Source organism: bacterium, assembly GCA_028821235.1.
Lineage (GTDB): Bacteria > Actinomycetota > Acidimicrobiia > Spongiisociales > Spongiisociaceae > Spongiisocius.
Map to the genome: position 1 here is coordinate 20,921 of JAPPGV010000063.1, position 23,089 is coordinate 44,009.

General features: G+C 64.7%; 15 protein-coding genes. 3 read left to right on the forward strand and 12 right to left on the reverse strand.

Going from position 1 to position 23,089, the window contains the following annotated elements:
• Nucleotides 1-136 precede the first annotated feature (136 nt).
• The 8 genes from OXK16_06835 to OXK16_06870 all read right to left on the reverse strand — a co-directional run bounded on the left by OXK16_06835 (nucleotide 137) and on the right by OXK16_06870 (nucleotide 10,479).
• Nucleotides 137-1,786: an ABC transporter substrate-binding protein gene (locus OXK16_06835; protein ID MDE0375660.1), complete on the reverse strand. Its 1,650-nt coding sequence runs from the start codon at nucleotides 1,784-1,786 to the stop codon at nucleotides 137-139.
• Nucleotides 1,787-1,955: 169 nt separating this feature from the next.
• The gene (locus OXK16_06840; GenBank protein MDE0375661.1) at nucleotides 1,956-2,987 is read right to left on the reverse strand and encodes an ABC transporter ATP-binding protein; all 1,032 of its coding nucleotides are present in this window, start codon (nucleotides 2,985-2,987) and stop codon (nucleotides 1,956-1,958) included.
• Nucleotides 2,980-3,996, reverse strand: a complete 1,017-nt coding sequence (locus OXK16_06845; GenBank protein MDE0375662.1) for an ABC transporter ATP-binding protein — start codon at nucleotides 3,994-3,996, stop codon at nucleotides 2,980-2,982. The genes OXK16_06840 and OXK16_06845 overlap by 8 nt, the downstream gene beginning before the upstream one ends.
• 151 nt (nucleotides 3,997-4,147) lie before the next feature.
• Complete coding sequence (locus tag OXK16_06850; protein MDE0375663.1) at nucleotides 4,148-4,966, reverse strand: alpha/beta hydrolase; 819 nt, start codon at nucleotides 4,964-4,966, stop codon at nucleotides 4,148-4,150.
• A gap of 12 nt (nucleotides 4,967-4,978) precedes the next feature.
• The gene (locus OXK16_06855) at nucleotides 4,979-6,163 is read right to left on the reverse strand and encodes an aminotransferase class I/II-fold pyridoxal phosphate-dependent enzyme (GenBank protein ID MDE0375664.1); all 1,185 of its coding nucleotides are present in this window, start codon (nucleotides 6,161-6,163) and stop codon (nucleotides 4,979-4,981) included.
• Nucleotides 6,164-6,329: 166 nt separating this feature from the next.
• On the reverse strand, nucleotides 6,330-7,787 hold the full coding sequence (locus OXK16_06860) for an NAD-dependent succinate-semialdehyde dehydrogenase (protein ID MDE0375665.1): 1,458 nt from the start codon (nucleotides 7,785-7,787) through the stop codon (nucleotides 6,330-6,332).
• A gap of 101 nt (nucleotides 7,788-7,888) precedes the next feature.
• Nucleotides 7,889-9,238 (reverse strand): FAD-dependent oxidoreductase, encoded by a 1,350-nt coding sequence (locus OXK16_06865; GenBank protein ID MDE0375666.1) that lies wholly within the window; start codon nucleotides 9,236-9,238, stop codon nucleotides 7,889-7,891.
• A complete protein-coding gene (locus tag OXK16_06870; protein ID MDE0375667.1) occupies nucleotides 9,235-10,479 on the reverse strand; it encodes an MFS transporter in 1,245 nt (414 codons plus the stop codon). The genes OXK16_06865 and OXK16_06870 overlap by 4 nt, the downstream gene beginning before the upstream one ends.
• A 492-nt stretch (nucleotides 10,480-10,971) precedes the next feature.
• On the opposite strand from OXK16_06870, the gene OXK16_06875 reads away from it, so the two are divergent.
• Entirely contained in the window at nucleotides 10,972-13,932 is a 2,961-nt protein-coding gene (locus OXK16_06875) for a glycosyl hydrolase (GenBank protein ID MDE0375668.1), read from the forward strand.
• Between the two features lie 52 nt (nucleotides 13,933-13,984).
• Here OXK16_06875 and OXK16_06880 read toward each other — a convergent pair whose 3' ends face one another.
• The 4 genes from OXK16_06880 to OXK16_06895 form a co-directional block, all read right to left on the reverse strand.
• Nucleotides 13,985-15,472 (reverse strand): amidase family protein, encoded by a 1,488-nt coding sequence (locus OXK16_06880; protein MDE0375669.1) that lies wholly within the window; start codon nucleotides 15,470-15,472, stop codon nucleotides 13,985-13,987.
• Nucleotides 15,473-15,483: 11 nt separating this feature from the next.
• On the reverse strand, nucleotides 15,484-18,699 hold the full coding sequence (locus tag OXK16_06885; GenBank protein ID MDE0375670.1) for a glycosyl hydrolase: 3,216 nt from the start codon (nucleotides 18,697-18,699) through the stop codon (nucleotides 15,484-15,486).
• A gap of 20 nt (nucleotides 18,700-18,719) precedes the next feature.
• A complete protein-coding gene (locus OXK16_06890; protein ID MDE0375671.1) occupies nucleotides 18,720-19,136 on the reverse strand; it encodes a hypothetical protein in 417 nt (138 codons plus the stop codon).
• A gap of 118 nt (nucleotides 19,137-19,254) precedes the next feature.
• Entirely contained in the window at nucleotides 19,255-20,565 is a 1,311-nt protein-coding gene (locus tag OXK16_06895; protein ID MDE0375672.1) for an MATE family efflux transporter, read from the reverse strand.
• 241 nt (nucleotides 20,566-20,806) lie between these two features.
• Here OXK16_06895 and OXK16_06900 point away from each other — a divergent pair, with 241 nt between their 5' ends.
• Nucleotides 20,807-21,511: a haloacid dehalogenase type II gene (locus OXK16_06900; protein ID MDE0375673.1), complete on the forward strand. Its 705-nt coding sequence runs from the start codon at nucleotides 20,807-20,809 to the stop codon at nucleotides 21,509-21,511.
• Complete coding sequence (locus OXK16_06905) at nucleotides 21,508-22,827, forward strand: FAD-binding oxidoreductase (protein MDE0375674.1); 1,320 nt, start codon at nucleotides 21,508-21,510, stop codon at nucleotides 22,825-22,827. Before OXK16_06900 ends, OXK16_06905 begins: the two co-directional genes overlap by 4 nt.
• The last annotated feature ends 262 nt before the right edge of the window (nucleotides 22,828-23,089 follow it).

Below are 23,089 nucleotides of genomic sequence, written 5' to 3' on the forward strand. Positions count from 1 at the left end.
TCCCTGATGACGCGGGGATGCGCCGATCGCGGACCCGGCACTTCTTCGATACGGAGGGCGGAGAGGTTCGTCAGGAACCTCTCCGCCGAATCCGGTACCAACCGGTCACCTGGTACGTCGTTTCATAGAGTCTCGATCATCCGGTCACAGCGACGTCGGTGGTGATCACGTAGTGGCCCATGGGGTGGGTCCGGTATCCGACCACATTGCTGCTGTGCGCGTCGATGGCGATCTGGTGGGTAAGGAACCCGGTGATCGCCCGATCTTGAAGGACGCCGGAAAGCTCCCCGTATACCGCGTACCGCTCCGCCGTGTCCATGCCTCTCGCCGCGGTGAGCGCGGCGTCGAACTCGGCATCGCAGAAGTGACTCAGGTTGTAGCCACCTTCGCACCCGTAGTCGGCCTCGAGGAACCCGATCGGGTCGTACACGTCCAGCAGATGGGACCGCGACAGTATGAACAGGTCGAAGTCGCCGGCGAGGACGCTGCCCTCCAAGGGTCCGTACTCGGTAATGGTCAACTCGGTGCTAATTCCGACGTCTCGGAGCATCGCTTGCATAGCCACGGCGATGTCGGACAACTGGGGTCGTTCGATGTAGGTCCAGAGACGCAGCCTCAGCGGATTGTCGTCTCCGTATCCGGCTTCGGCCAGCAATGCCCTGGCTGTGTCGGGCTCGTACGGGAACGCCCTGATGGTCGGGTCGGCCCATTCCTCCCAGAACGGGAACGGACCGATGGCCGGATCATCGGAACCCTCGAGCACCGCGGCAGCGATCAATTCGCGATCGATCGCGTAGTTGACCGCCTCTCGTACGGTCTGGTTCGTGGTGGGGCCGGCAATGTTGTTCAGATAGACCGAGGTCGTGCGTGGCAACGGGGTCTTCAACACGACCAGGTTGGGGTCGCCCTCGAGCAACGGCAGGTCGGTGATGGGGACCTGGGCGATGATCTGGGCTTCGCCCGACCGGAGCATCCCGGACCTGACCTGCCCGTCCGGGACGAAGAAGACCTCAAAGCCGGCAAGCTTCGGCGCCTCGCCCCAGTAATTCGGATTGGCTTCGAGCCTTATCAGCTGGTCGGGAACTATGTCAACCAGCACGAAGGGGCCCGTTCCCCCCGCGAAGGGGTCGATCGTCCGGTCGGGAAGGTACGCAGAGGGAGAGAGGATGGCACTGTTGCCGCTCACCAGACGCTGTGGCAGCACGGCGTCGGGACCGTTGGTCGTCATGACCACGGTGGAGTCGCCTTCGACGGCCACCGTGGCGACGATGGACCTGCTCAGACCACGGGGAGGAGTCGGTGAGTCGAGCAAGTAGTTGAGAGCGTCGGCCACCGCCGTCGCGGTCAGGTCCGAACCATCATGGAAGGTGACCCCGGAGCGAATCTCGAACGCCCACTCGAGTTCAGAGCGGCGCTCCCAGGACGTGGCCAGCCCGGGAACAAGATTGCCGTCGAAGTCCACGACCACCAACGGCTCGGCGATTCCATAGTTGGTGAAGAGGAGGGCATCGTCGGTCTCGATCCCCCAACCTGCGTTAGGGCCGAACGTCTCGGTCACTGCCAGCGTTCCGGCCGGCTCTGCCGGCGCGGCCGGCGCAGCCGTGGTGTCGGGGGCACTATCGTCAGCTTGGGTCGTTGCCGGAGCCTCCGGCGCAGCGGTCGTGGCAGGCGCTGTGTCCGTGGGGGCGGCTGTCGTGGCCGTCGTGGCGGGTGCTGTGTCCTCTACCTCGTCAGCCGTATCTCCGCACGCGGCGGCTATCAGCGCCATGGCAGCCAAAGCCGCCAACAATCTATTCCGATATTTCATTACGAAGCCTTCCTCTCAGGTGAGCCGCCCCCGGATGCGGGGTACCAAATCTATTGCTGTATGCGCATACTGTCAACTGTCGACAATCCAGGGTGCGGGCGTCGCCGATTGAAAACACCCCTTCGGATGGGGCACCGCCGCTACGGCATCAACGATCTCCCACGGTGACGGATGACAGGCTCTTCTTGGCCTGCTCCCACCGCCAGCAAGCCGCACCGTGCTCGGCCTCGACCTCCTCCAAGGGCGGTGACTGCTCCAAGCATCTGGCCTCGGCCAGCGGACACCGGGTGTGGAAGCTGCAACCCGGGGGCGGAGAGAGTGGGCTCGGGATCTCCCCGCGCATCGGAACGGGAGCGAAAGCGCCCGGCTCGAGAGACGGGATCGAGCTGATCAGAGCCTGGGTGTAAGGGTGGAGCGGGTTCTCGAAGAGCTCATCAGTAGCTGTCATCTCGACGATCTCTCCGAGGTACATCACTGCGATCCGGGTCGAGACGCGACGCACCACGTCCAGGTCGTGACTTATGAACACATAGGTCAGCCCCAGGTCTTCACGGAGCCCGTTGAGAAGGTTGAGCACCTGGGCCTGCACCGAGACATCAAGGGCGGATGTGGGTTCGTCGCATACGATCAGCTCCGGACCCAGAACAAGGGCTCGAGAGATCCCCACCCGCTGCAGCTGACCACCGGAGCACTCATGCGGATACCGGTTCGCGTAGTCGGCGCTCAGCCCCACCTTGTCCAGGGTCTCAACGACCCTGGCGTGCTGCTCGTCGCGGGTGCCGACCCCATGCTGGCGCAAGGCTGTTGCGATGCTGGTTCCCAGGCGCATCCGCGGATCGAGTGAGGAATGTGGGTCTTGAAAGACCATCTGTGCTTGCCGGCGCAGACCCTTCATCTCCCGTGATCCCAAGACGGAGATGTCCTGACCGTTCAGCTTGACCACTCCGCTGGTAGGGGCGAGCAGACCCAGGATCAACCGTGCGAGAGTGCTCTTTCCGCAACCGGACTCACCGACCAGGCCGAGGCTCTCCCCCCGGTCCAGATCGAAAGTGACACCGCGAACCGCACGGACCGACGCCGGCTTGTCGAAGATATGCTGCTTGCGATGCCGGAAGGTCTTCGCGACCTCTTGGAGGCTGAGCAGGGGCACAGAGGCCGAGGAGTCGCGGGTGTCAGACACCGGCCGCCTCTCCGTGGCCTAGTTCTATGGCGTGGCATCTGGTTCGCCGACCCGCCTGGGATTCCACGAGCGATGGCATCTCGTCACGACATCGATCGCTGATGCCCACCCGGTCGTGGACGTCGCAGCGGTCGAAGAAGCGACATCCCTCGCCCAGATCCTCGCTGCTGGGGCGAATCGTCACCAGCTCCCCGTCCGCGGTCGCCAGCGATGCACATGCCACCAGAGCACACGTGTACGGATGCAGAGGCCCCCGCAGAATCTCTACAGTCGTTCCTTCGGCTACGAGTTGGCCCGAGTACATGACCAGCACCCGGTCGGCAATCGCCGCAACCACTCCGAGGTCGTGCGTGATGAGCAGCATCGCCATCCCGCGCTCTCGGCATTCTTGCTGCAGCAGCTGGAGGATCTGAGCCTGCACCGTCACGTCGAGCGCGGTGGTCGGCTCGTCGGCGATGAGCAGATCGGGCTCGGCGGCAAGAGCCGTGGCGATCATGACCCTCTGGGCCATGCCTCCGGAGATATCGATGGCATAGCTCCGGGCTCGTTCTTCCGGATCCGGGATCTCGACATCCCGGAGCAGGCCGACCGCCGTGGACCAGGCGTCCCGCTTCGATGTCGAGCGGTGGATTCTGAGGGGCTCGCCAACCTGGTTACCTACCCGACACGTGGGGTCAAGCATGACCCTCGGCTCTTGGAACAGCATTCCTATCTGATCGCCACGGACGGCGTTCATCTCATCCTCATCGAGGTCGAGGAGGCTCGTCTCGCCGAGAAACACCTGGCCACCCACGATCTTGCCGGGCGGCGATATCAGCCTGGCGATCGACCGTGCGGTGACGGTCTTTCCCGAACCGGATTCCCCGACCAGGCCTACGATCTCGCCCTTCTTGATCGAGAAACTGACCTTGTCCGCCGCCTTGATGACCTGGTCGTCCTTGGCGAACCACGTACTCAACTCGTCCACGCGCAGCAAGACGTCCTGGTCGGCCGGGCTCGTCCGGCTCATGAAGTCGTCTCGCTGCCGTTTGCCACCTCAATCTCCCTCAGAACCCGCGGACGGAGCGAAACCCAGGACCGGGCCAAAGCCGATAACTGGTAACTGTTGCCAACCATAACAATCCCGGCTCCGGATGGAACGGGCGAGTAGCCGCCGATTGTCATCCGAGGGCGTCGAGAAGCGTCGCGACGATCGCTTCGGGGGCGTCCTCCTGGACGAGGTGGCCGGCACCGGCCACCAGGCGGAGTTCGGCCGACGGGATGAGCGCCTTCAAGCGGAGCCCCTGCTCGCTGAGCAGCCATCGGTCCTCTTCGCCCCAGAGGATGAACGTCGGGCAGCGCACCTCGCCGTAGCGCGGCTCGATCTCGTCGGTGAACCGCACGTCACACTGGCTCATCTGCCGGTAGAACGCGGCCTGCCCGACATCGCCCAGCCACGGCTCCAGGTAGGGCGCAAGTTCGTCGTCAGGAAACGCTCGCCGGACCGTCTGGCGGATGTACGCCGAGACGACAGCGGTGTGGATGGACAGCGACAGGCTCGAGAAAGCGCCTTCGTGGCCGCGGATCGTCTGATCAAGTCCCTGACACCATGGCCGGAGGGCGACCGGATCGATCAGGACGAGGTTCCGGTACTCGCGTCCGTTGAGCAAGTGCGTCCTCAGGGCGGTCGTCCCACCGATATCGTGGCCGACGACGTCCGGCCGGTCGAGCCCCCAGTGGACCAGAAGCTCGGCGAGGAGCTGGTTCTGAACGGGAAGCGACACGTCCTGCCCGTCGCGCATCTCCGACTGCCCGTAGCCGAGCAGGTCATAGAAGAAGACCTCGTACCGCTCGACCAGGTACGGGGCGATCCGATGCCACACGTAGGACGAAAAGGGCGTACCGTGCACGAGGACCATCGGAGAGCCCGAGCCCATGACCCCGTACCGAACGGTCTGGCCGTGGAAGTCGTAGCTCTCGCCCAGATTCCAGCTCGTCATGACATCCTCCATCTACCCGAGGGCTCGATCCAGGTCGTTGATGAGGTCCTCGTCGGATTCGATCCCGATCGACAGCCTGTTCAAACCGGGATGGTGTGCCCACGGCGATCTCGGGATAGCTGCCATCAGTTCGGGGTCGGTTTCGAGCCAGGCCGTGGGCGGAAAGATGAGCGATTCGACACCGCCCAGGCTCGTAGCCAGCCGGAACAGCGCTGTTCGCTCAGAGACAAGCCTGGCCGCCTCCGAGCCGCCTCTGATCTCGAACGAAACCATGGCGCCGAACCCGCCGGGCATTTGCGCATGCGCCAACTCGTGCTGTGGATGGCCTGAGAGTCCCGGATAGAAGACCCGAACCACCCGCGGATCATCGTCCAACCATTCGGCTACCGCTTGGGCATTGGTCATTTGCCGGCGCATCCGGACACCGAGAGTTCGGATGCCCCGCATGAGCAGCCAGCTGTCGAACGGGCTGGGGATAGCGCCCAGGAGGTACTGGCGATCGGCGATACGCCGAGCGAGATCTTCCGAGTTGGAGGTCACCGCTCCGCCGAGCAGATCGCTGTGTCCTCCGAGATACTTGGTAGTGCTATGGACCACGAGGTCCACGCCGTGATCGAGCGGATTCTGGCAGTAGGGAGACGCGAAGGTGTTGTCGACGACACTCAGCGCACCGATCCCGCGGGCGATCTCCGCAAGGGCCTTCAGGTCCACGATGTCGAGCAGTGGATTAGTCGGCGTCTCGATCCAGATCAGTCGGGTGTTCGGCTTGATTGCGGCCTGCACGGCCTCCGGATCGGAGAGATCGACGAAATCGGCCTCGACACCGTACCGAGGCAGATCGTTTGCAAAGAGGTGATAGGTACTGAGGTAACTGTCGTACCCGACGACGGCGCGGTCACCTGCCGATAGGAGCTGAAGCACCGCATTGATCGCGGCCATACCGGATGAGAACGCGGAAGCGGACACACCATGTTCGAGGCCGGCGAGGAGGGATTCGAGCGCATCACGAGTGGGATTGGCCCGCCGAGCGTACTGGTAGCGAGCATCGTCGTCGATACGACTTCTGACGAAGGTCGAGGCCGGGTGTATCGGCGGGACGATGGCTCCGTCCGCGTTCGGCTCCGACCACCCGTGAAGCAACAACGTGTCCAGATCCCAGGCGTCGTCCTGGTGGGGAGTCGAAAGATCAGCCGGCAAAGTGCTCCATGAAGTACACAAGAGTACCCGGCCCGGCTCTTCCCTCTCGAGGAGTCAGCTCAGGGAGCAGGCATCCCACGATCGACCCACGGCCAAGCCATGGCCGTTGGAACCCCACCCGGCCAAGCAATCCGCGCGCCCTCTTGGATGATCCGCCGGGTTCGGGTTACCACTCTGCTGCGATGTACTTGGTCTCCAGGAATTCCATCATTCCTTCGTGACTGCCCTCTCGACCCAGTCCCGATTGTTTCATGCCTCCGAACGGCGCGGCCGGGTCGGACATCACGCCTCGGTTGATCCCGACCATCCCGGCTTGAATGGCCTCCGAGGCACTCAGGCCGCGGGCAAGGCTCGATGTGTAGACGTAGGCGGCCAACCCGTAGATCGTGTCGTTGGCCAGAGCCAAGGCCTCGTCGTCGGTGTCAAAGGTCACGACCGGGGCGATGGGACCGAAGATCTCGGTGTCGAGAATCGGATCCGTAAGGCTCACGTTCGACAAGACAGTCGGTTCGAAGAAGTAGCCGCGGCCGTCGGGCCGCCCTCCGCCCACACGAACATCGGAGCCGTTGACGGTTGACGCCTCGACCAGGCCTGACATGTCGTCGACGGCTTGCTCGTTTATGACCGGCCCGAGAGTGACGCCTTGTTCCATACCCGGACCCATCCGCACCGAAGCCATCGCGCTTGCCAGACGTCCGGTGAATGCGTCAGCCACCGAGCTCTGGACGTAGACACGGTTGGCGGCAATACAAGATTGGCCTCCGTTCCGCATCTTGGCGACCATCGCCCCCTCGACGGCGGCATCGATGTCCGCATCGTCGAACACGAGGAAGGGGGCGTTTCCGCCGAGTTCCATCGAGCAGCGCACGACCCGGGCAGCGGCCAACTCCAGGAGCAGCCTCCCCACCTCGGTCGAGCCCGTGAACGAGAGGTTCATCACCCTTTCATCGGCCAGCATGGCCGCCACCACCTCGCCCGAACGCCGGGAGGGAAGCACGTTGAGGACGCCTTTCGGGAGTCCCGCCTCTTCCATAATCCGGACTATCGCCAGGGCTGTCAGTGGCGTGTCCGAGGCCGGCTTCAGCACCATGGCGCACCCTGCGGCGATGGCCGGGCCGATCTTCCGGGTGGCCATTGCGGCCGGGAAGTTCCACGGCGTGACCAGAAGGGAGACGCCTATCGGCTGGTGGACGGCGATGATCCGCTTGTCTCCTCCGGGAGCGGTGGTGATGTACCCGATGTTCCTCAACGCCTCACCGGAGAACCACCGGAAGAACTCGGCCGCATAGGCTGCCTCGGCTCTCGCCTCGGGCAGAGCCTTGCCCATCTCGGCCACGATCAACTCCGCGATCATCTCGCTTCGCTCCGTCATGAGCTCGAAGGCCCTACGCAGGATCTCCGAACGCTCTCGCGGCGTCAGCGCGGCGAACTCAGACCCCGCCTCATGAGCTGCGGCGACCGCGGCGACGGCATCCTCCGTTGATGCGCTCGAGACATGGGTGAGCACCTCTTCGGTCGCCGGATTGAGGACGGGGAACTCGTGGCTGTCTGACGATTCCCGCCACTCACCGTCGATGTAGAGGTGATTTCCCCCGTGGGTTTCAAGCTCTTGCAGGAGTTTCATGGGTCACTTCCGTTGTCTGGCCGCCCCCGGCTTGCGATGTATGGCCAGGGCGGGCGGCGCCCCTAGCCCTCATTTGGGTCGTCCGAGCAGGTCGCGCAGGCTCAAGAGACGAGGCGCGGCTTCTTGTAGCTGCCGTCCGCGAAACGAGACAGACGGAAGGCGGAGAGGTCGAATGACGAGTTCCCGTCTACGACGAGCTCCGTTATGACGCGTCCGACGATCGGGCCCATGCCGAAGCCGTGCCCGCTGAACCCGGTGGCGATGACCAAACCGGCCGGCCGATCGAGTAGGTCGATGACGGGGACTGCATCCGGTGTCGAATCGATGTAACCGGCCCAGGTGTGGGCGACTTCGAACTCCAGGTCCGGGAACATCTTCTGGAACTCGACGACACTCTTGCGAACTTGCTCCTCGCTTGCCGAAGGTGCGAGCACCCGCTGGGTCCGCCATGGAAGCCGGTGGCGTCTCCGGCGGAGCACGGCGTTGGTGACGTCCCTTCCCAGCGGACGTCCGACGTGGACCCGGAGCATCCGGCGGTTCTTCACGTAGTTCGGGAGGAACATGCGAAGGTGACGGAAGGACTGGAGCGTGACGTCGTGATCGCCCCCGCTTGCGGCGATGTACAGGGTGCCATCGCGACGCTGCCGGAGAGACACAACCGGGTGGTAGCCGACGGCTATCTCGGTCAGCGGGTCGATCGGGGTGGTGCTGGCCACCGTGGCCCGGACGATCCGGACCGGCAAGTCGATACCCACGCCACGTAGTAGCCGCGCCGACCAGACCCCGGCCGCACAGATCACGTGCCGGGCCCGGATGACACCCCTCTCGGTCGAGACTCCTGTCACTCGGCCCCGCTCGACCGTGATCCGATCCACCGCGCATCCCTCGATGATGGTTGCCCCTGCCCTCTCGGCCGCCCGCGCGAACGCCCACGTAGCCTTGGTCGGTTCGGCGTGCCCATCGCTCGGCGTGAACATCGCGCCCTTCCATCGCCCGTGGACTTCGGGCAAGACCGCCGACACGTCGGACGGGGTCAGGAGCCGGCTGTCCAATCCGGCCTCGCGAGCGACGGCGAGCCACTCCTTGAAGAAGGCGATACGGACCGGATCCCTTGCGAGCGCGAGGTTTCCCCCTTGGGTCCATTCGATGTCAGCCCCCAGATCACGCTCGGCTGTCCGCCATATCCGGTTGGACTCGATCATCAACGGCAACTCGTCGACATCCCGAGCCTGTTGCCGTATCCAGCCCCAGTTCCGTCCCGACTGTTCCCCGGCGATCCTTCCCTTCTCGATCACAGCCACCGATCGACCTGCCCGAGCAAGAAACAACGCACTGGCGACACCCATGATCCCGCCACCGATCACCACGACATCGGCCGACGTGGGAAGCGTGCGTTCCACAACAGGACCCGGCGGCACGGCATCCGGACCGCTGGCAGCACCGAAGCTCACGGCTGGTCACCGAAGGGGCTCGACGAAGACACGCTCATTCGGTTCCGTGTGGACAGCGCCGCGGCGACGAGTACCGCCACGCCGACGAGGCTTACAGCCAGGTTGGGCCCAACCCCGTCGGCCAGCAAGCCGACCGGAATCGCACCGATCGGACCCAGGGCCACCCCCACCTGGTACAGGCTCGCCAGCCGGCCGCGAAAACGTTTCGCATCAGGGTGCGTCATCAGCAGTGAGCTGTTTGCGATCAACCCCGTCGTGAAGCAGAACCCGATGAGCCCGACCCAAGCCATCGCGACCCAAACCGAGCGGGCTGTTCCGAATGCCACCAGTCCGAGTCCCAAACCGAAGACTGCGAACCGTTGGGCCAGCCAGAGACGCCGCGGTTCGGAGAAGGCCGAGTCGGCGAGGGCCCCCATCAACCCGCCGACTCCGCTCGCGGCCACCAACAGTCCCAACTCCTCGGGCCCGGCCTGGAGGGTCTGATCGGTGAAGATCGGCAGCACGTACACGTAGGCCATGCCCCCGAAGGCGATCAGAGCGGTGAGGCCGAGGAGCTTGGGTAGGGGCGGGTTCGACAACGCGAATGTGATGCCGCCGCGCACCTGGCCCCAGGTCGTGACCGCGCCGTTGACTGGGCCATTGCTAATCGTCGGCGTCTCGGGCAGCCGGGAATGGACTATGGCTGCGACCACATAGAGCCAGCCGATGACGACGTACGTCCAGCCGATGCCGACCACCGGCAAGCGCAGGAGCACTCCGGCCGCGACCGGTCCGACGATCGCGATGAACTGCGAGATGAAGAAGAAGGCAGCCATCGTGTTGGCTACGAGCCGGTGCTCGACGGCATCGATCGAATAGGCGATGCGGGCGGGAGTAAGAAACGAGAGGGTTACGCCGAGCACCAGCCCATGAATGACCAGAGCCCACCATGTCAGGGTCTGGGTCAGAAAGAGTACGGCGATGAGTCCGGCCGACCCTGCCACGGCGAGGTGGGAGGCAACCATGATGCGCCTTCTCGAGCGGTGATCCGCGGCGGCTCCTCCCGCAAACGGGATCAACGCCACCGGGATGCCCCAGGCGCCGCCAACCAACCCCACGATGAATGCCGACCCAGTGAGGGTCACCGCGGCATAACCACCGGCAACCACACCCATATGAAACGCGAGAAGCGAGGGGACCATGCCCCACCAGAGCAATCGGTAGGCCGGTACGGCCAGCGACGGATAAACGCGGGTGGCCATCGGCTTCACGGCGCCGTGACCACGTGCATGCAAAGGCGTTGGGTGTTGCAGGACATTTTCGATGGACGTCCGGTTGACTCCGTCAACGCTCCCAACTCGGTTAGTCGGATCGATCGCTAGGAGCGGCTCCAATCGAACTTACTCTGAGTTTCTTCGCCCTGTCGGTAGGTTGGTCGGATTGTATATTGCCGACAGGCTGTCTCGGGCGGGCGGGCATCCTGTCGGAGACTCGAGGCCGGATCTGGTCCGCCGGATCCCCATGCGCCCCCTGTAGAGGAAAGGAAGATGAGGTAGTTGTCGAGCAGGCACCCCACACGCCAGGTTCTGAGCGGCATCAGGTTTCGCTGCATCGGCCCTCCTCGCGGGGGCAGATCGGTCGCGGTCGCCGGGGATCCCGACCGACGTTCTGTCTTCTACCTCGGAGCAGCCGCAGGAGGCATTTGGAAGACGTCTGACGCCGGGTTGACCTGGGAGAACGTCAGTGACGGGTACTTGAGAACGGCATCAGTGGGCGCCCTGGCGGTCTCACCCACGGACCCCGGAATCATCTATGCGGGGATGGGAGAAGCCTGCATCCGCAACGATGTCTCGCCCGGCGACGGTGTGTACCGATCGCGGGACGGCGGCGACACGTGGGACCACACGGGTCTGGCGGACACTCGGCACATCGGGGAGGTCCTGGTCGACCCGTCCGACCCGGACCGTGTCTACGTGGCCGCCCTGGGCCACGCATTCGGCGCCAATCCCGAACGCGGGATCTATCGAACCCTCGATGGCGGCGACACGTGGCAAAGGGTGCTTCACACGAGCACCAAAGCCGGCGCAATCGACATCACCATGGACGCGGGCTCTCGCGACATGCTGTACGCGGCCGTCTGGGAAGCTCGGCGTACTTTCTGGGACATGATCAGCGGGGGGCCCGACAGCGGGATCTGGAGATCGACCGACGGCGGCGACAGTTGGACCGAGATCACGCGGAACGAGGGGCTTCCCCGGTCGGCGATCATCGGCCGGGTGGGACTGGCGGCCTCCGGAGCGCGCCCCGGAAGGCTCTGGGCCTTGATCGAATCGCCCGAGGCGCCGGGCCTCTACCGGTCCGACGACTTCGGCCGGGCGTGGAGTCTGGTGAGCGCGAAGCGTGAGCTCCGCAACCGACCCTTCTACTTCACCCACGTCAAGGCCGACCCGCTGCGCGAGGATCGGGTCTATGTCATGAACTCGCACATGTGGCGATCCGATGATGGGGGTGTCAGTTTCGAGAGAATCGCCACCCAGCATGATGACAACCACGACCTCTGGATCGACCCTGGGGACAACCTCCGCATGATCTCGGCCAACGACGGGGGCGCCAATGTCTCCTTCGACGCCGGAGCGTCCTGGAGCACCGTCAATAACCAGCTCACAGCGCAGATCTACCGGCTGGACACGGACAACCGCGCACCCTTCTTCTACGTCTACGGCACCCAGCAGGACAACTCCACCATTGCCGTGCCCAGCGGTACGACCGATGGTGCGATCACCATGGTCGACTGCCGCGAGACGGGCACCGGTGAGAGCGGCTCAGTGGCAGTGCATCCCGGTGACCACAACACGGTGGTGGTGGGGGGGATAGGGAGCTCTCCCGGTCGAGGGGCCGCCCTTCAGCACTATGACCACCGCAGCAAGCAGATACGTCTGATCAACATCTGGCCTGAGTCCCACGACGGTGTAGCGCCGTCTGATCTCAAGTACCGGTTCCACTTCACGTTCCCGGTCCTGTTCTCCTCTCATGACCCGGGCGTCCTGTATGCGGCTGGAAACGTCCTGTTCATGTCGCGCGACGTCGGTGACAGTTGGGAGGTCATCAGTCCTGACCTCACACGGAACGATCCCGAGAAACAACAGCTCTCGGGTGGGCCCATCAAGAAGGAGACATCGGGCGCCGAGGACTACTGCACGATCACAGCGCTGAGCGAGTCTCCGCTCGATCCGGAACTGCTGTGGGCCGGGTCGGATGACGGCCTTGTCCACTTGAGCCGAGACCGAGGGACCACATGGGAGGATGTCACACCGCCCGACCTTCCTGAGTGGACCTTCGTCAAGAACATCGAGCCGTCCCGGCATCGCCGGGGCACCGCCTACCTCGCGGCGACGAGATACATGCTCGACGACTTCCGGCCGTTCCTGCTCCGCACCGACGATCATGGCCGGACCTGGGTGAGCATTGTAGGTGACGGCGATGAAGCCATCGCCGCTGAAGACTTCGTCAGGGTGGTGCGCAGCGATCCGATTGTGGACGGGCTCCTGTATGCAGGAACCGAGACCGGCCTCTACGTATCCGTGGACGACGGGTCGAACTGGCTCAGGTGGTCCACTATCCCCACCACCCCGGTGTACGACCTGAAGGTCCACGGGCCCGATCTGGTCGTTGCCACCCACGGGCGCGGCTTCTGGATCGCCGACGACCTCACCCCGCTGCGCCGGCTGGCCCAGGACCCTTCCCTGTCCGGCGACTTCCTGTTCACCCCGAAAGAGACCTGGAGGGTGCTCCCCCATCTGACTTCGGCGTGGGTCGCCACCGAGGGCAAGGACTACTGGACCGCCCTGGGCAAGGCGGCGACCTTCGTGGCCGGGGCAGACGAGACGGGGCAGGTGGAGCGGCGTTATCTCGACGCCGGTTCCACCGGACCGACCGGCGCGGCGATCCACTATTACCTGAGCGACGCGACCGCGTCCGATCCCGGCGTGGTGATCACCCTGGACTTCCTCTACGGCGACAAGGGCGTGGTGAGGTCGATCCGGTCGGCCCCCGACGACCCCGAAGGAGTCGCGCCCCGGGTGCCCAAGGACCCGGGTATGTGTCGCTTGGTGTGGGATCTTCGCCACGAAGGAGCCATGCCACTGCCCGGAGGCCCGACGGGAGGAGAAGCCGATCGAGGCCCCCTCGTCGTGCCGGGCGAGTACGAGGTGAGGCTCACCGTAAAGAGGCTGGACGGCTCGACGAGCGCGCAGACCGCGCCCCTAGTGGTGGTCAACGATCCCCGACGTGAGGTGTCGCAAGACGATCTGGAGCGGCAGCTCTCAGCCCTCTTGTCGATACGCGACAAGATAAGCGAGGCGCACGGTGCCCTGGCGCGGCTTCGCGAAGCACGGCGCCGGATCGAGCAACGGGCCGGTACCGGGAACATGGCGTCTCGGAGAGCCCAGGCTGTGCTCGACGAGCTTGCGTCTGTCGAGAAGGAGTTGATAGTCCTCCCCGGCCCCCTGAGTGACACGTTCGGTCGTGGTGAGAAGGCTCTGATCCAAGGCCTGACGACGGTGATCAGCGTCATTGCCAGCGCGGATGCCAAGCCGACAAGACAGGCATCGAGCGTGGTGTCGATCTACTTCGAGCAGATCGATGCCCAGTTGGCACGCCTGCGACAGGTCTTGGACGTGGACTTCGAAGGCCTGCCCCATCAGGCCGGCGGGTGACCCCGACCTTCGCAGAGCCGCACCAGCGTGGCGGTGAGGCTGCCTTTCGACCTCAACCGAGTTCGAGGGTCTTCAGGAATCGAGGCGGTCTAGAGGCGCCCGTGGCCCCTTCGAAGGCCTGCGCAATCCCGAGAAGCCGGCTTTCGCTGCCCGCTCCGGCGAAGAAGCTCACGCCGATCGGCAAGTCGCCGAAGACGAACCCTGCCGGAACCGTGATGATGGGGTAGCCGGCCATCGCCGCGGGCAGAGCCGACGGCACGGGGGGCGGAGTGTGCTCGACCGCAGGGTCCCTCACGTAGGGTGGCCGGTCGGTGGCGACCACAAAGGCGTCGAGGTCGAGTCGACTCAAGGTCGCATCGATCCCGTCCTGCCTTGAGAGGCGCCGCCGGCGCTCCAGAGCCTCCACATACCCCTTCTCGCTCAAAGGCCCCTTACTCACGGCGCGCTCCCAGACCTCCTGGCCGAAGAACCTCATCTCCACGTCGGAGTGCCGGATGTTGAAGGCCATCAGGTCTTCGAGGCAATTCATCGGCACACCTTTGCGCTGTTCGAGGTACGCATCGATACCTGCCTTGAACTCCCAGAGATAGAGCTCATCGGAGGCGCTGGCCTCGAGCATCTCCGGGGTCGACGGGATCTCCGCGTCGATCAGGACCGCCCCCAGCCCGAGCAGCGCCTCGAGGGCCTCCTCGAAGACCTCATCGGTATAACGGTTGTAGCCGGAGAAGGGATGACCGCGCAGGACACCGATGCGGACACCGGACACATCGTTCTCCTCCAAGGCCGCTTCGTAACGGCGGCCGCTGCCGGCCATGGCGGTCAGCAGGATCGCAGCGTCCACAACGGATCGAGCGATGGGTCCGGGCGATCCCTGGGTGGTGGAGACCGGTATCAATCCGCCGCGCGGGACGGTCGAAACGGTCGGTTTCATCCCGACGACAGAGCCAACCGCAGCAGGCTTGACGATCGAGGCATTGGTCTCCGTGCCCACTGCACCCGCACACAGTCCGGCGGCCACGGCGACAGCTGATCCTCCACTCGAACCTTGCGGAGTCCGGTCGAGTACGTGCGGGTTGCGTGTCTGGCCTCCCCGACCGCTCCAGCCGTCGATCGACTTCGGCGATCTGTAGTCACCCCACTCGGTGAGGTTGGCCTTGCCGAGGATCAGCGCCCCGGCACGGCGGAGTCCCGCTACCAGCGGAGCATCTTCATCGGCCGGCGTGCCCACCATGGCCAACGACCCGGATGTCGTCTGCATCCGGTCTCCCGTGTTGATGTTGTCCTTGACGAGAACCGGAATGCCGTGAAGCGGACCTCGAGTCGTTCCACCGCTGAGTTCCTTGTCGAGCCTCGCCGCGATCTCGAGCGCGTCCGGGTTCAACTCGATGATCGAGTTCAAACGGGGGCCCTGGCGGTCGATGGCCGCGATCCTCTCCAGATACATCCCCGCCAGGTCCACACAGCTGAGCTGCCGGCGCTCGATCCTGCCTGCCAGCTCGGAGATCGTGGTGCTCGCAAGCCGGGGATGCGGGTAGGACATGGAAGCCGACCTCAGGTCTTCAAAGCCGGCAGACCGGCGTTGTCCATCAGGGCGTTGAACTCGAGTAGCTCGGTGGCCAGCAGATCGCCGAGATCGGCCAGTTCGTCCTCGATCTCAGCCGAGTGCATGGCAGCCACCTGAAGCGAACTCCGCGTCGGCTTGGTGTCGGCCGAGCGGATGACGCTGAGCACCGAGGCCAGCCTCTCGCAGAGCCGGGCCGGCTCGTTAGGGGCAGGAGCGCCCTTCTTCTCGATGGGCAGCATCAGCTTGTCCTCTATCTCGTCGAGCTGCTCTTCGAGGCGGGAGGCGGCCGCACCGGCCTCCTTACCGAGGTCCGACCGCTCGCGCCAAAGTCCGATCTGTCTCTTGATGTCCCTGATGGTCGCCACCGCTTCATGGGCCCGAGAGATCCGGTCCCGAATCCCGAGCAGGGCAGCGAGCTGTTCTTCGAGGTCCCCCTGAGAGACGTCCGATCTCGGGTCGTTTCGCACCCGAAAGCTCTCGGTGAGCGTCCTCGCCTTCCCGGAGGGGTCAACGATGACAAGGCGGGCCTGGTAGACGCCCGGAACCACCAGCGGGCCCACATCAGCCTCCCCGCCGCGGTCGTTGCCCAGCACCTTCGTCGAACCCGGATAGCGAAGGTCCCACACGAACCGGTTGTACCCGGGCTTGGTGGTGATCCACGGCCCGGCATGCAGCGCTCTCTCGTCGGCGTCCATCTCGTCCCGGCCCGGATGCTCGGGCTCGAACCGGTTCACCAGGTCGCCGTCACCGTCCAAGACCTCCAGCGCAACCGAGAACCCATCCGCGGTCACCTCCTCGCCGAGCACGTAGGTGACGGCCGCTCCTCTCGGGCCTGATGCGCCGGCGTACGGATACGTCTGTCTCACCTGACCGGTCTCGTCCGGTTCGGCCCAGAAGGTGGCCGCCTTACCAGGCGAGACCCAGTAGTCCTTTCCCGCGGTGGTCTGCCAGAACTCCCAGTGGTTGGGCAGAACCCGCCAGACCTCCCCCGGTACGAAGAGACGCTCCCTGCCTCGAGGTTCGTCCAGGAGCCGGTAGATCGGGCTCAGGTCATCGAGGATCCAGAACGAGCGGCCGTGAGTGGCGATCACGAGATCGGCCCCCTTCACCGTCAGGTCATAGATGGGAGTCACCGGGAGGTTCGACTCCCAACGATCCCAGCCGGCGCCATCGTCGGTTGACAGATAGAGGGAGGTCTCGGTTCCCAGAAAGAGAAGATCGGGCCTATTCGGGTCAGCGCGGATCACCCTGACGAAGTCGTCGGGTGGAATCGCGGTGTCGCCTTCACCGACGATGCTCTCCCAGGTCTGCCCGTAATCGGTGGTCTTGTACAGATACGGGGCGTTGTCGTCGAGTTTGTAGCGCGTGGCAGCCACGTAGACCTTTCCGGCTTGGTGCGGCGACGGCTCGACAGTACGAATGAAAGCCCACTCCGGGAGGTCCGGCGGGGTGACCTCACTCCAGGTCTCCCCGCCGTTCCGTGTGACATGGACCAGCCCGTCATCACTCCCGGCCCAGAGGACCCCGGGCTCCAATGGGCACTCGCGGAGGGTGGCCACGGTGCAGTAGTGCTCCGCACCGCTGGTGTCCTTGGTGATCGGACCGCCGGAGGGACCCAGCTTCGAAGGGTCGTTGCGACTCAGGTCGGGACTGATCGGCTCCCAGGTGTGGCCCTCGTCGGCGCTCTTGAAGACGACGTTCCCTGCCGTGTAGAGAACCGATGAGTTGTGCGGGGAGAAGAGAATGGGAAAGGTCCAGGCGAACCGATACTTCAGCTCACCAGGGCCGATTCCGGCGTGAGACTGGGGCCAGACGTTCACCAACTGCATCTGACCGCTGCGGTGGTCGTAGCGAACCAGCGCCCCTCCGCCGCCCGGAGAGGTTCCGACGGAGCCGACGAAGACGGTGTCGGGGTCGTCGGGACGGACCGCGATGAAACCGCTCTCCCCGGGCCCCGCCGCGTAGCAGTCCGACCACACGATGGCGCCGTCGATCGTGCCGCTGGGCACCGCGATGCTCGAGCTGTCCTGTTGAGTCCCGTACACGTAGTAGTAGGGCTCACGGTCATCGGTGGCCACCGTGTAGAACTGTGCGGTCATCTGGTTGTAGATCGGAGTCCACGACTCTCCGCCGTTGAAGGAGACGGTGGCTCCACCGTCGTTGCCCTGGACCATGCGCTGGTTGTCATCGATGTCGATCCAGAGGTCATGGTTGTCGCCGTGCGGGGAGGCGACCCGGGTGAAATCCTCACCGCCGTTGGTCGACTTCCACATCCGTCCGTTGTTGACGAAGACCGTGTCCGGCTCCTGGGTGTCGGCGAAGACGTGCATGTAGTACCAGGGGCGACCACGGAGCTCGGCCTTGGAGCTGACGAAGTCCCACGTCTCGCCGAAATCGTCAGAGCGGTATAGCCCCGGCCCCTCGGTAGCCTCTATCAGCGCCCAGACCCGGCCTGATCGGACCGGTGACGCCGTGACACCGATCTTGCCTATGACGGCTTCCTGTGGAAGACCCCTGTTCCGGGTGATCTCCCGCCAGGTGTCACCCCCGTCGGTCGACTTCCATAAACCACTGTCCGGCCCCCCGCTCGACAGCTCCCAGAAGTTGCGGTGCGCCTCCCAGATCGAGGCGTAGATCACATCCGGGCTCTGCCGGTCCAGAACGACATCGACGGCACCCGCTCCGGCTGAGACATAGAGGACCTTCTCCCAGGCCCCTCCACCGTCGAGGCTCCTGAACAACCCCCGCTCCTCGTTGGGCCCGAAGGCGTGACCCAGCGCCGCGACATAGACGTGGCGGGGGTCCTTGGGGTGAACTCGGATCTCACCGATGTGCCGAGTGTCGGCGAGACCGCAATGGGTCCAGGTCTGCCCGGCGTCGCCAGAGCGATAGACGCCGTCCCCGTGGGAGACATCCCCGCGAATGCAGCTCTCCCCCATGCCGGCATAGATCACGCTGGGGTCGGACTCGGACACGGCCAGAGCGCCTACCGAGCTGGTCTTCAGATAGCCGTCGCTGACGTTGCGCCAGGTGGTACCGGCATCTTCGGTCTTCCACACTCCACCGGCAACAGCCCCGAAGTAGAAGACAGACCTGTGTTCCGGATCGCCTGCCACCGCCACGACGCGTCCCCCGCGGGTCGGTCCGATACACCGGAACCGGTACGAGTCGAGCAGCCCCGCGGCCAGAGGAGTGTCCAGCAATCTCACTGGATGCGAGTCACTCAGGCGGAGACTTCACCCGCCACTTCAGCGTGGATGTGGAGCATGCGAGCAACACGCCCGTCTCCTCGGGTGAATCGGAGCCCGGAAGGCTCTCCGGCCGCCACACGCTCCGCCGTGTCATCGAAGAAGGCCGGTCCCTGGTCGGGGGAACGGTCCGACTTGTCGTCCGGGTAGAGGGGGTTGATCGTGTTCTCGATCTTCGGCCAGAGGGCGCGGGCCGCATCGCCGGACTCGAAGTCCATGATCACGACCATGGTATCGGGGAGCAGCTCCTCTGCCTCCTCGACCAGCACCGAACCGCCGAGGAAACCGGGATGCCCGACAAGCGACTCGAGCCACCCGGTCAGGTACCCGATCGTCTCGTCCCGCGTCCCTGGCTTGGCGACGTAGACAAAGAGGTCTCTTCGTGGTGTCATGGCCCATCTCCTCCCTTGCGTTCGGCAGCCTGCCGCCAGCCCGGACTAGACCAGCGGAGCCGATGATTGCAATGGTCGACAATCTTCCTGAGCAGTGGCTGAAGTAAGAGTAGGTGACTCAACCAGCACGCAGCCGGGTCAGTCCGCGATACAGCGAGTCGGGCCTTGAGCTCCACCAGATCAGATGTAGCGCTCGGACAACGTAGAAAACCACAAGCGCCCACCAAACGCCGGAGAGATCCCAGTCCAGGGGAACGACGAGGACCAGCACGACGAGCGACGAGATCATCGATGTCAGGAGGGCCCGGGCCAGAAACCCGAAGTCGGTTGCGCCCATCACCACACCCTCCCAGACCTGGATCGGCATGGTCAGTGGCAGCATCACGACCAGAACCGGCCACATTCCCTCCAAGGCGGCTACTACGCCCCGATCGTTCGAGAACCAGGCCGGAACCACGAGCCGGCCAAGGGCGAGCAGTACGACGAGCAGCCCACCCAATAGGAAGCCCCAGAACAGAAGCCTCATCGACACGGCTCGCACCTCCTTCCCGCGCCGGGCACCGCTGAAGCCCGCAATGAGAGCTTGTCCCGCGACAGCGAATGAATCCGCCACCTGCCCAAGCAAAAGCACGATCTGAACAGCCACCAGGTGTGCCGCGACCTGGGCATCTCCAAGCGCAGCCGCGACCCGGGCGGCTGCCGTGTAGGCGATGACGATCGAGGCGGAACGGATAACCACGTCCCGCCCGGCCCGCAGCAAGCCGACGCTCTCGTCCCATCGAATACCGCGGAACTCTGCGCCGAGCCGGTTGCGCATCAATCGCACGAACCATATGGCGCCCATGCCTTGAGCGACCACAGTTGCGATAGCGGCGCCTTCCAAGCCCCAGCCGACCCAGAAGATGAGGATCGGGTCGAGGATGACGTTCGCGGAGTTGAACGCAATCGTGACGAGCAGCGGCGTTCGGGTGTCTTGATGCCCCCGAAAGGCGCCGTGCCCGAGCAGGATGACCAGCACAGCCGGGATCGCCAGGGAGCGTATCCGAAGGTACGCAGTCGCTTGCGCGTGAACCTCCCCACGGGCTCCCATAAGGTCGGTCAGCAGTCCCGCACACAGGATCAGGAGTACCGAGACGACAACTCCGAGACCCGCAGCAGCGAGAAGCCCGCTCCCGATGATGCGAGCAGCCCTTGGACTGTCTCCTTCCCCTATCGCACGTGAGACGAGAGGAGTGATCCCGTAGGCGAAGAAGATGAAGACCCAGAAACCCACGGAGAGGATGGCAATGGCGATTCCCAGTGCGGCGAGCGATGTTGCTCCGAGACGTCCGACGAAAGCGGTATCAACCAGGCTGACCAGCGGATCGGCCAGCATCGCGCCGAGGGCAGGCACCGCCAGACGGAGAATGGACCGATCATGCCGGTTCATCGACAGCCTGGAGTTTTGGCAAGGAAGGTCACGTGTCCGACCAGGAGAGAGGGTCTACCTCGAGCAGTCTACGAGGGTGGTGCGAGACCCCCCGGGCCGACGCACTGCGGCAACCATGTCACCAGGTTGCGGGGCCACCCCCCGTCCACTACGTTGTGGCAACCGATATCTCAGTGGCCGGGTGACCACAAGTGTCGACCCTCGCCGCGCTCGACAGAAGGAAGGCAGGTACCGAGCCCTTATGGCTGATCGTCACCCAGAACCCCGCTATATCACCTTCGACTGCTACGGGACTCTGATCAACTTCGAGATCACCAAAACGACCAGGATCCTCCTGGCGGACCTCCTCACTCCGGAGAACGAGTCCCGGTTCATCAAGGACTTCTCGTCCATCAGGGTGGACGAGACATTGGGGCCATGGAAGCCCTACCCGAACGTGATCCGGGATAGTCTGGCGCGAGCCATGGCCAAGCACGGGCTCGAATACCGCCCGTCGTACGCCGATGCGTTGGTGGCCGCCGTCCCCACGTGGGGTCCCTACCCCGAGGTCCCGGCCACTCTGGCCAAGCTGGCGGAGGCGTACCCGCTGGTCATCCTGTCCAACGCGGATCCGGCCCAGCTGGCACAGAACGTAGAGAAGCTCGGAGCCCCGTTCCACAGACTCCTCACGTCGACCGCGGCTCACGCCTACAAGCCCCGGCATGCGGCATTCGAGTACATGTTCGATGCCCTCGACTGCGGTCCCGGCGATGTCATGCATGTCTCGTCGAGCATCCGCTACGACATGCAACCAGCCGAAGAGCTCCACATCGACAACAAGGTGTGGGTGAATCGCGACCCGTCCATCGATCCGGACTTCACGCGCAACGTATCGTCAGGGCGTGAGAACTGGACCTACCACGAGGTGGGCGACCTGAGCGGGGTCCTGACGGTATTGGGGCTTTGAACCAAGCCCGGAGGCGGGCGAGCAGGATCGCCTCGACAGCCGCCAACGTTCCGTACTGGATGGACACCGCGCCGCGGCCCGCGGTCCGGGACACAACGGAGCCGAGCCGGCGGGTCGATGTCGCGGTCGTGGGAGGAGGCTTCACCGGCCTCACCGCGGCGCTCAACCTGGCTCAGGGCGGCGCCCATGTGGCGGTAGTCGAGAAGGGGGTGGTCGGATCCGGCGCCTCCGGCCGGAACGGCGGGATGTGCACGACCGGCATGACCATCTCGTTCGGCCTGGCGGTGAAGCGCTACGGCGAGGACGCGGCTCGCCGGATGTACGTGGCGTACAACCACGCAATCGACTACGTGGAGTCGGTGATCGAGTCGGAGAGCATCGACTGTTCCTGGCAAAGGTCCGGGAGGATGACCCTCGCAGCCAAACCCAGCCACTTCGAAGGCTTCAAGCAGACCCAGGAGGCGTTGCGCGAGGTCGTGGGGCAGAAGACCGTTCTGGTTCCCAAGGAGGGCATGCGCGAAGAGATCGGCTCGGATCTGTACCACGGCGGGATCGTCGATCCGCTTGGCGCCGGACTCCACGTCGGGCGATTGGCCAACGGGCTGGCCGGGGCGGCCGAACGGGCCGGGGCCGAGGTTCACGAACAGAACGAGGCGACCGGGATCCGGAGGACCGGGGCATCCGGATTCGCCGTCGACACCCCTAGGGGCCGGATCACAGCCGGCAAGGTGCTGGTCGCAACCAACGCCTACACGGGGAGGCTCGTACCGTGGCTGGGGCGGCGGGTAGCGCCGGTTGGCAGCTTCATCATCGTCACCGAACCGCTCGGCGAGTCCGTTTGCGCGGAACTACTCCCGAACCGGCGCATGGCCTCCACCAGCCTCAGCCTCCTCTATTACTTCCGTATCACCCCCGACAACCGCCTGCTCTTCGGCGGTCGGGCACGCTTCGCTCTCTCCAGCCCCGACTCGGATCAGAAGAGCGCCGAGATCCTGGAGAGGGGCATGGCGAAGGTCTATCCGCAACTGGCCGGCGTGAGAGTCGACTACGCCTGGGGTGGGCTGGTCGGGTTCGCGCTGGATCGGATGCCGCATGCAGGTGAGCGCGACGGCCTGCTCTACTCGGTCGCCTACGCGGGTCATGGCGTGCAGATGGCCACCTATATGGGCCATCAGATGGCCAACACGATTCTCGGGAAACCTGCGCAGAACCCCTGGGCCGACGTACCCTTCCGTGCCATCCCCGGTCACTTCGGACCGACCTGGTACCTACCGTTCGCCGGTGCCTACTACCGCCTCAAGGACTGGCTGAGGTAAGACGGAACGCCTTGACGCCTTCCCCGGCTATTCGCGTGTCAGGGGTCTGCTCCGAGAGGAGCCGCTTGCCGTCAGCTCGTTCCATACCGGGTGGCTGACCGATCTCATCCACCAGCATCGGCCCACAGTCACGGGTTTCTGCGACCCCTGCGGGCCCACGCCGAGGTGAAGGACTACCTAGCGGTCCTTCTTGGCGCGTTAGGCCCCCGGATCGTGCCCGGGCTCCATCATTGCCAACATTTGCAAGATAGACCGATAGCAG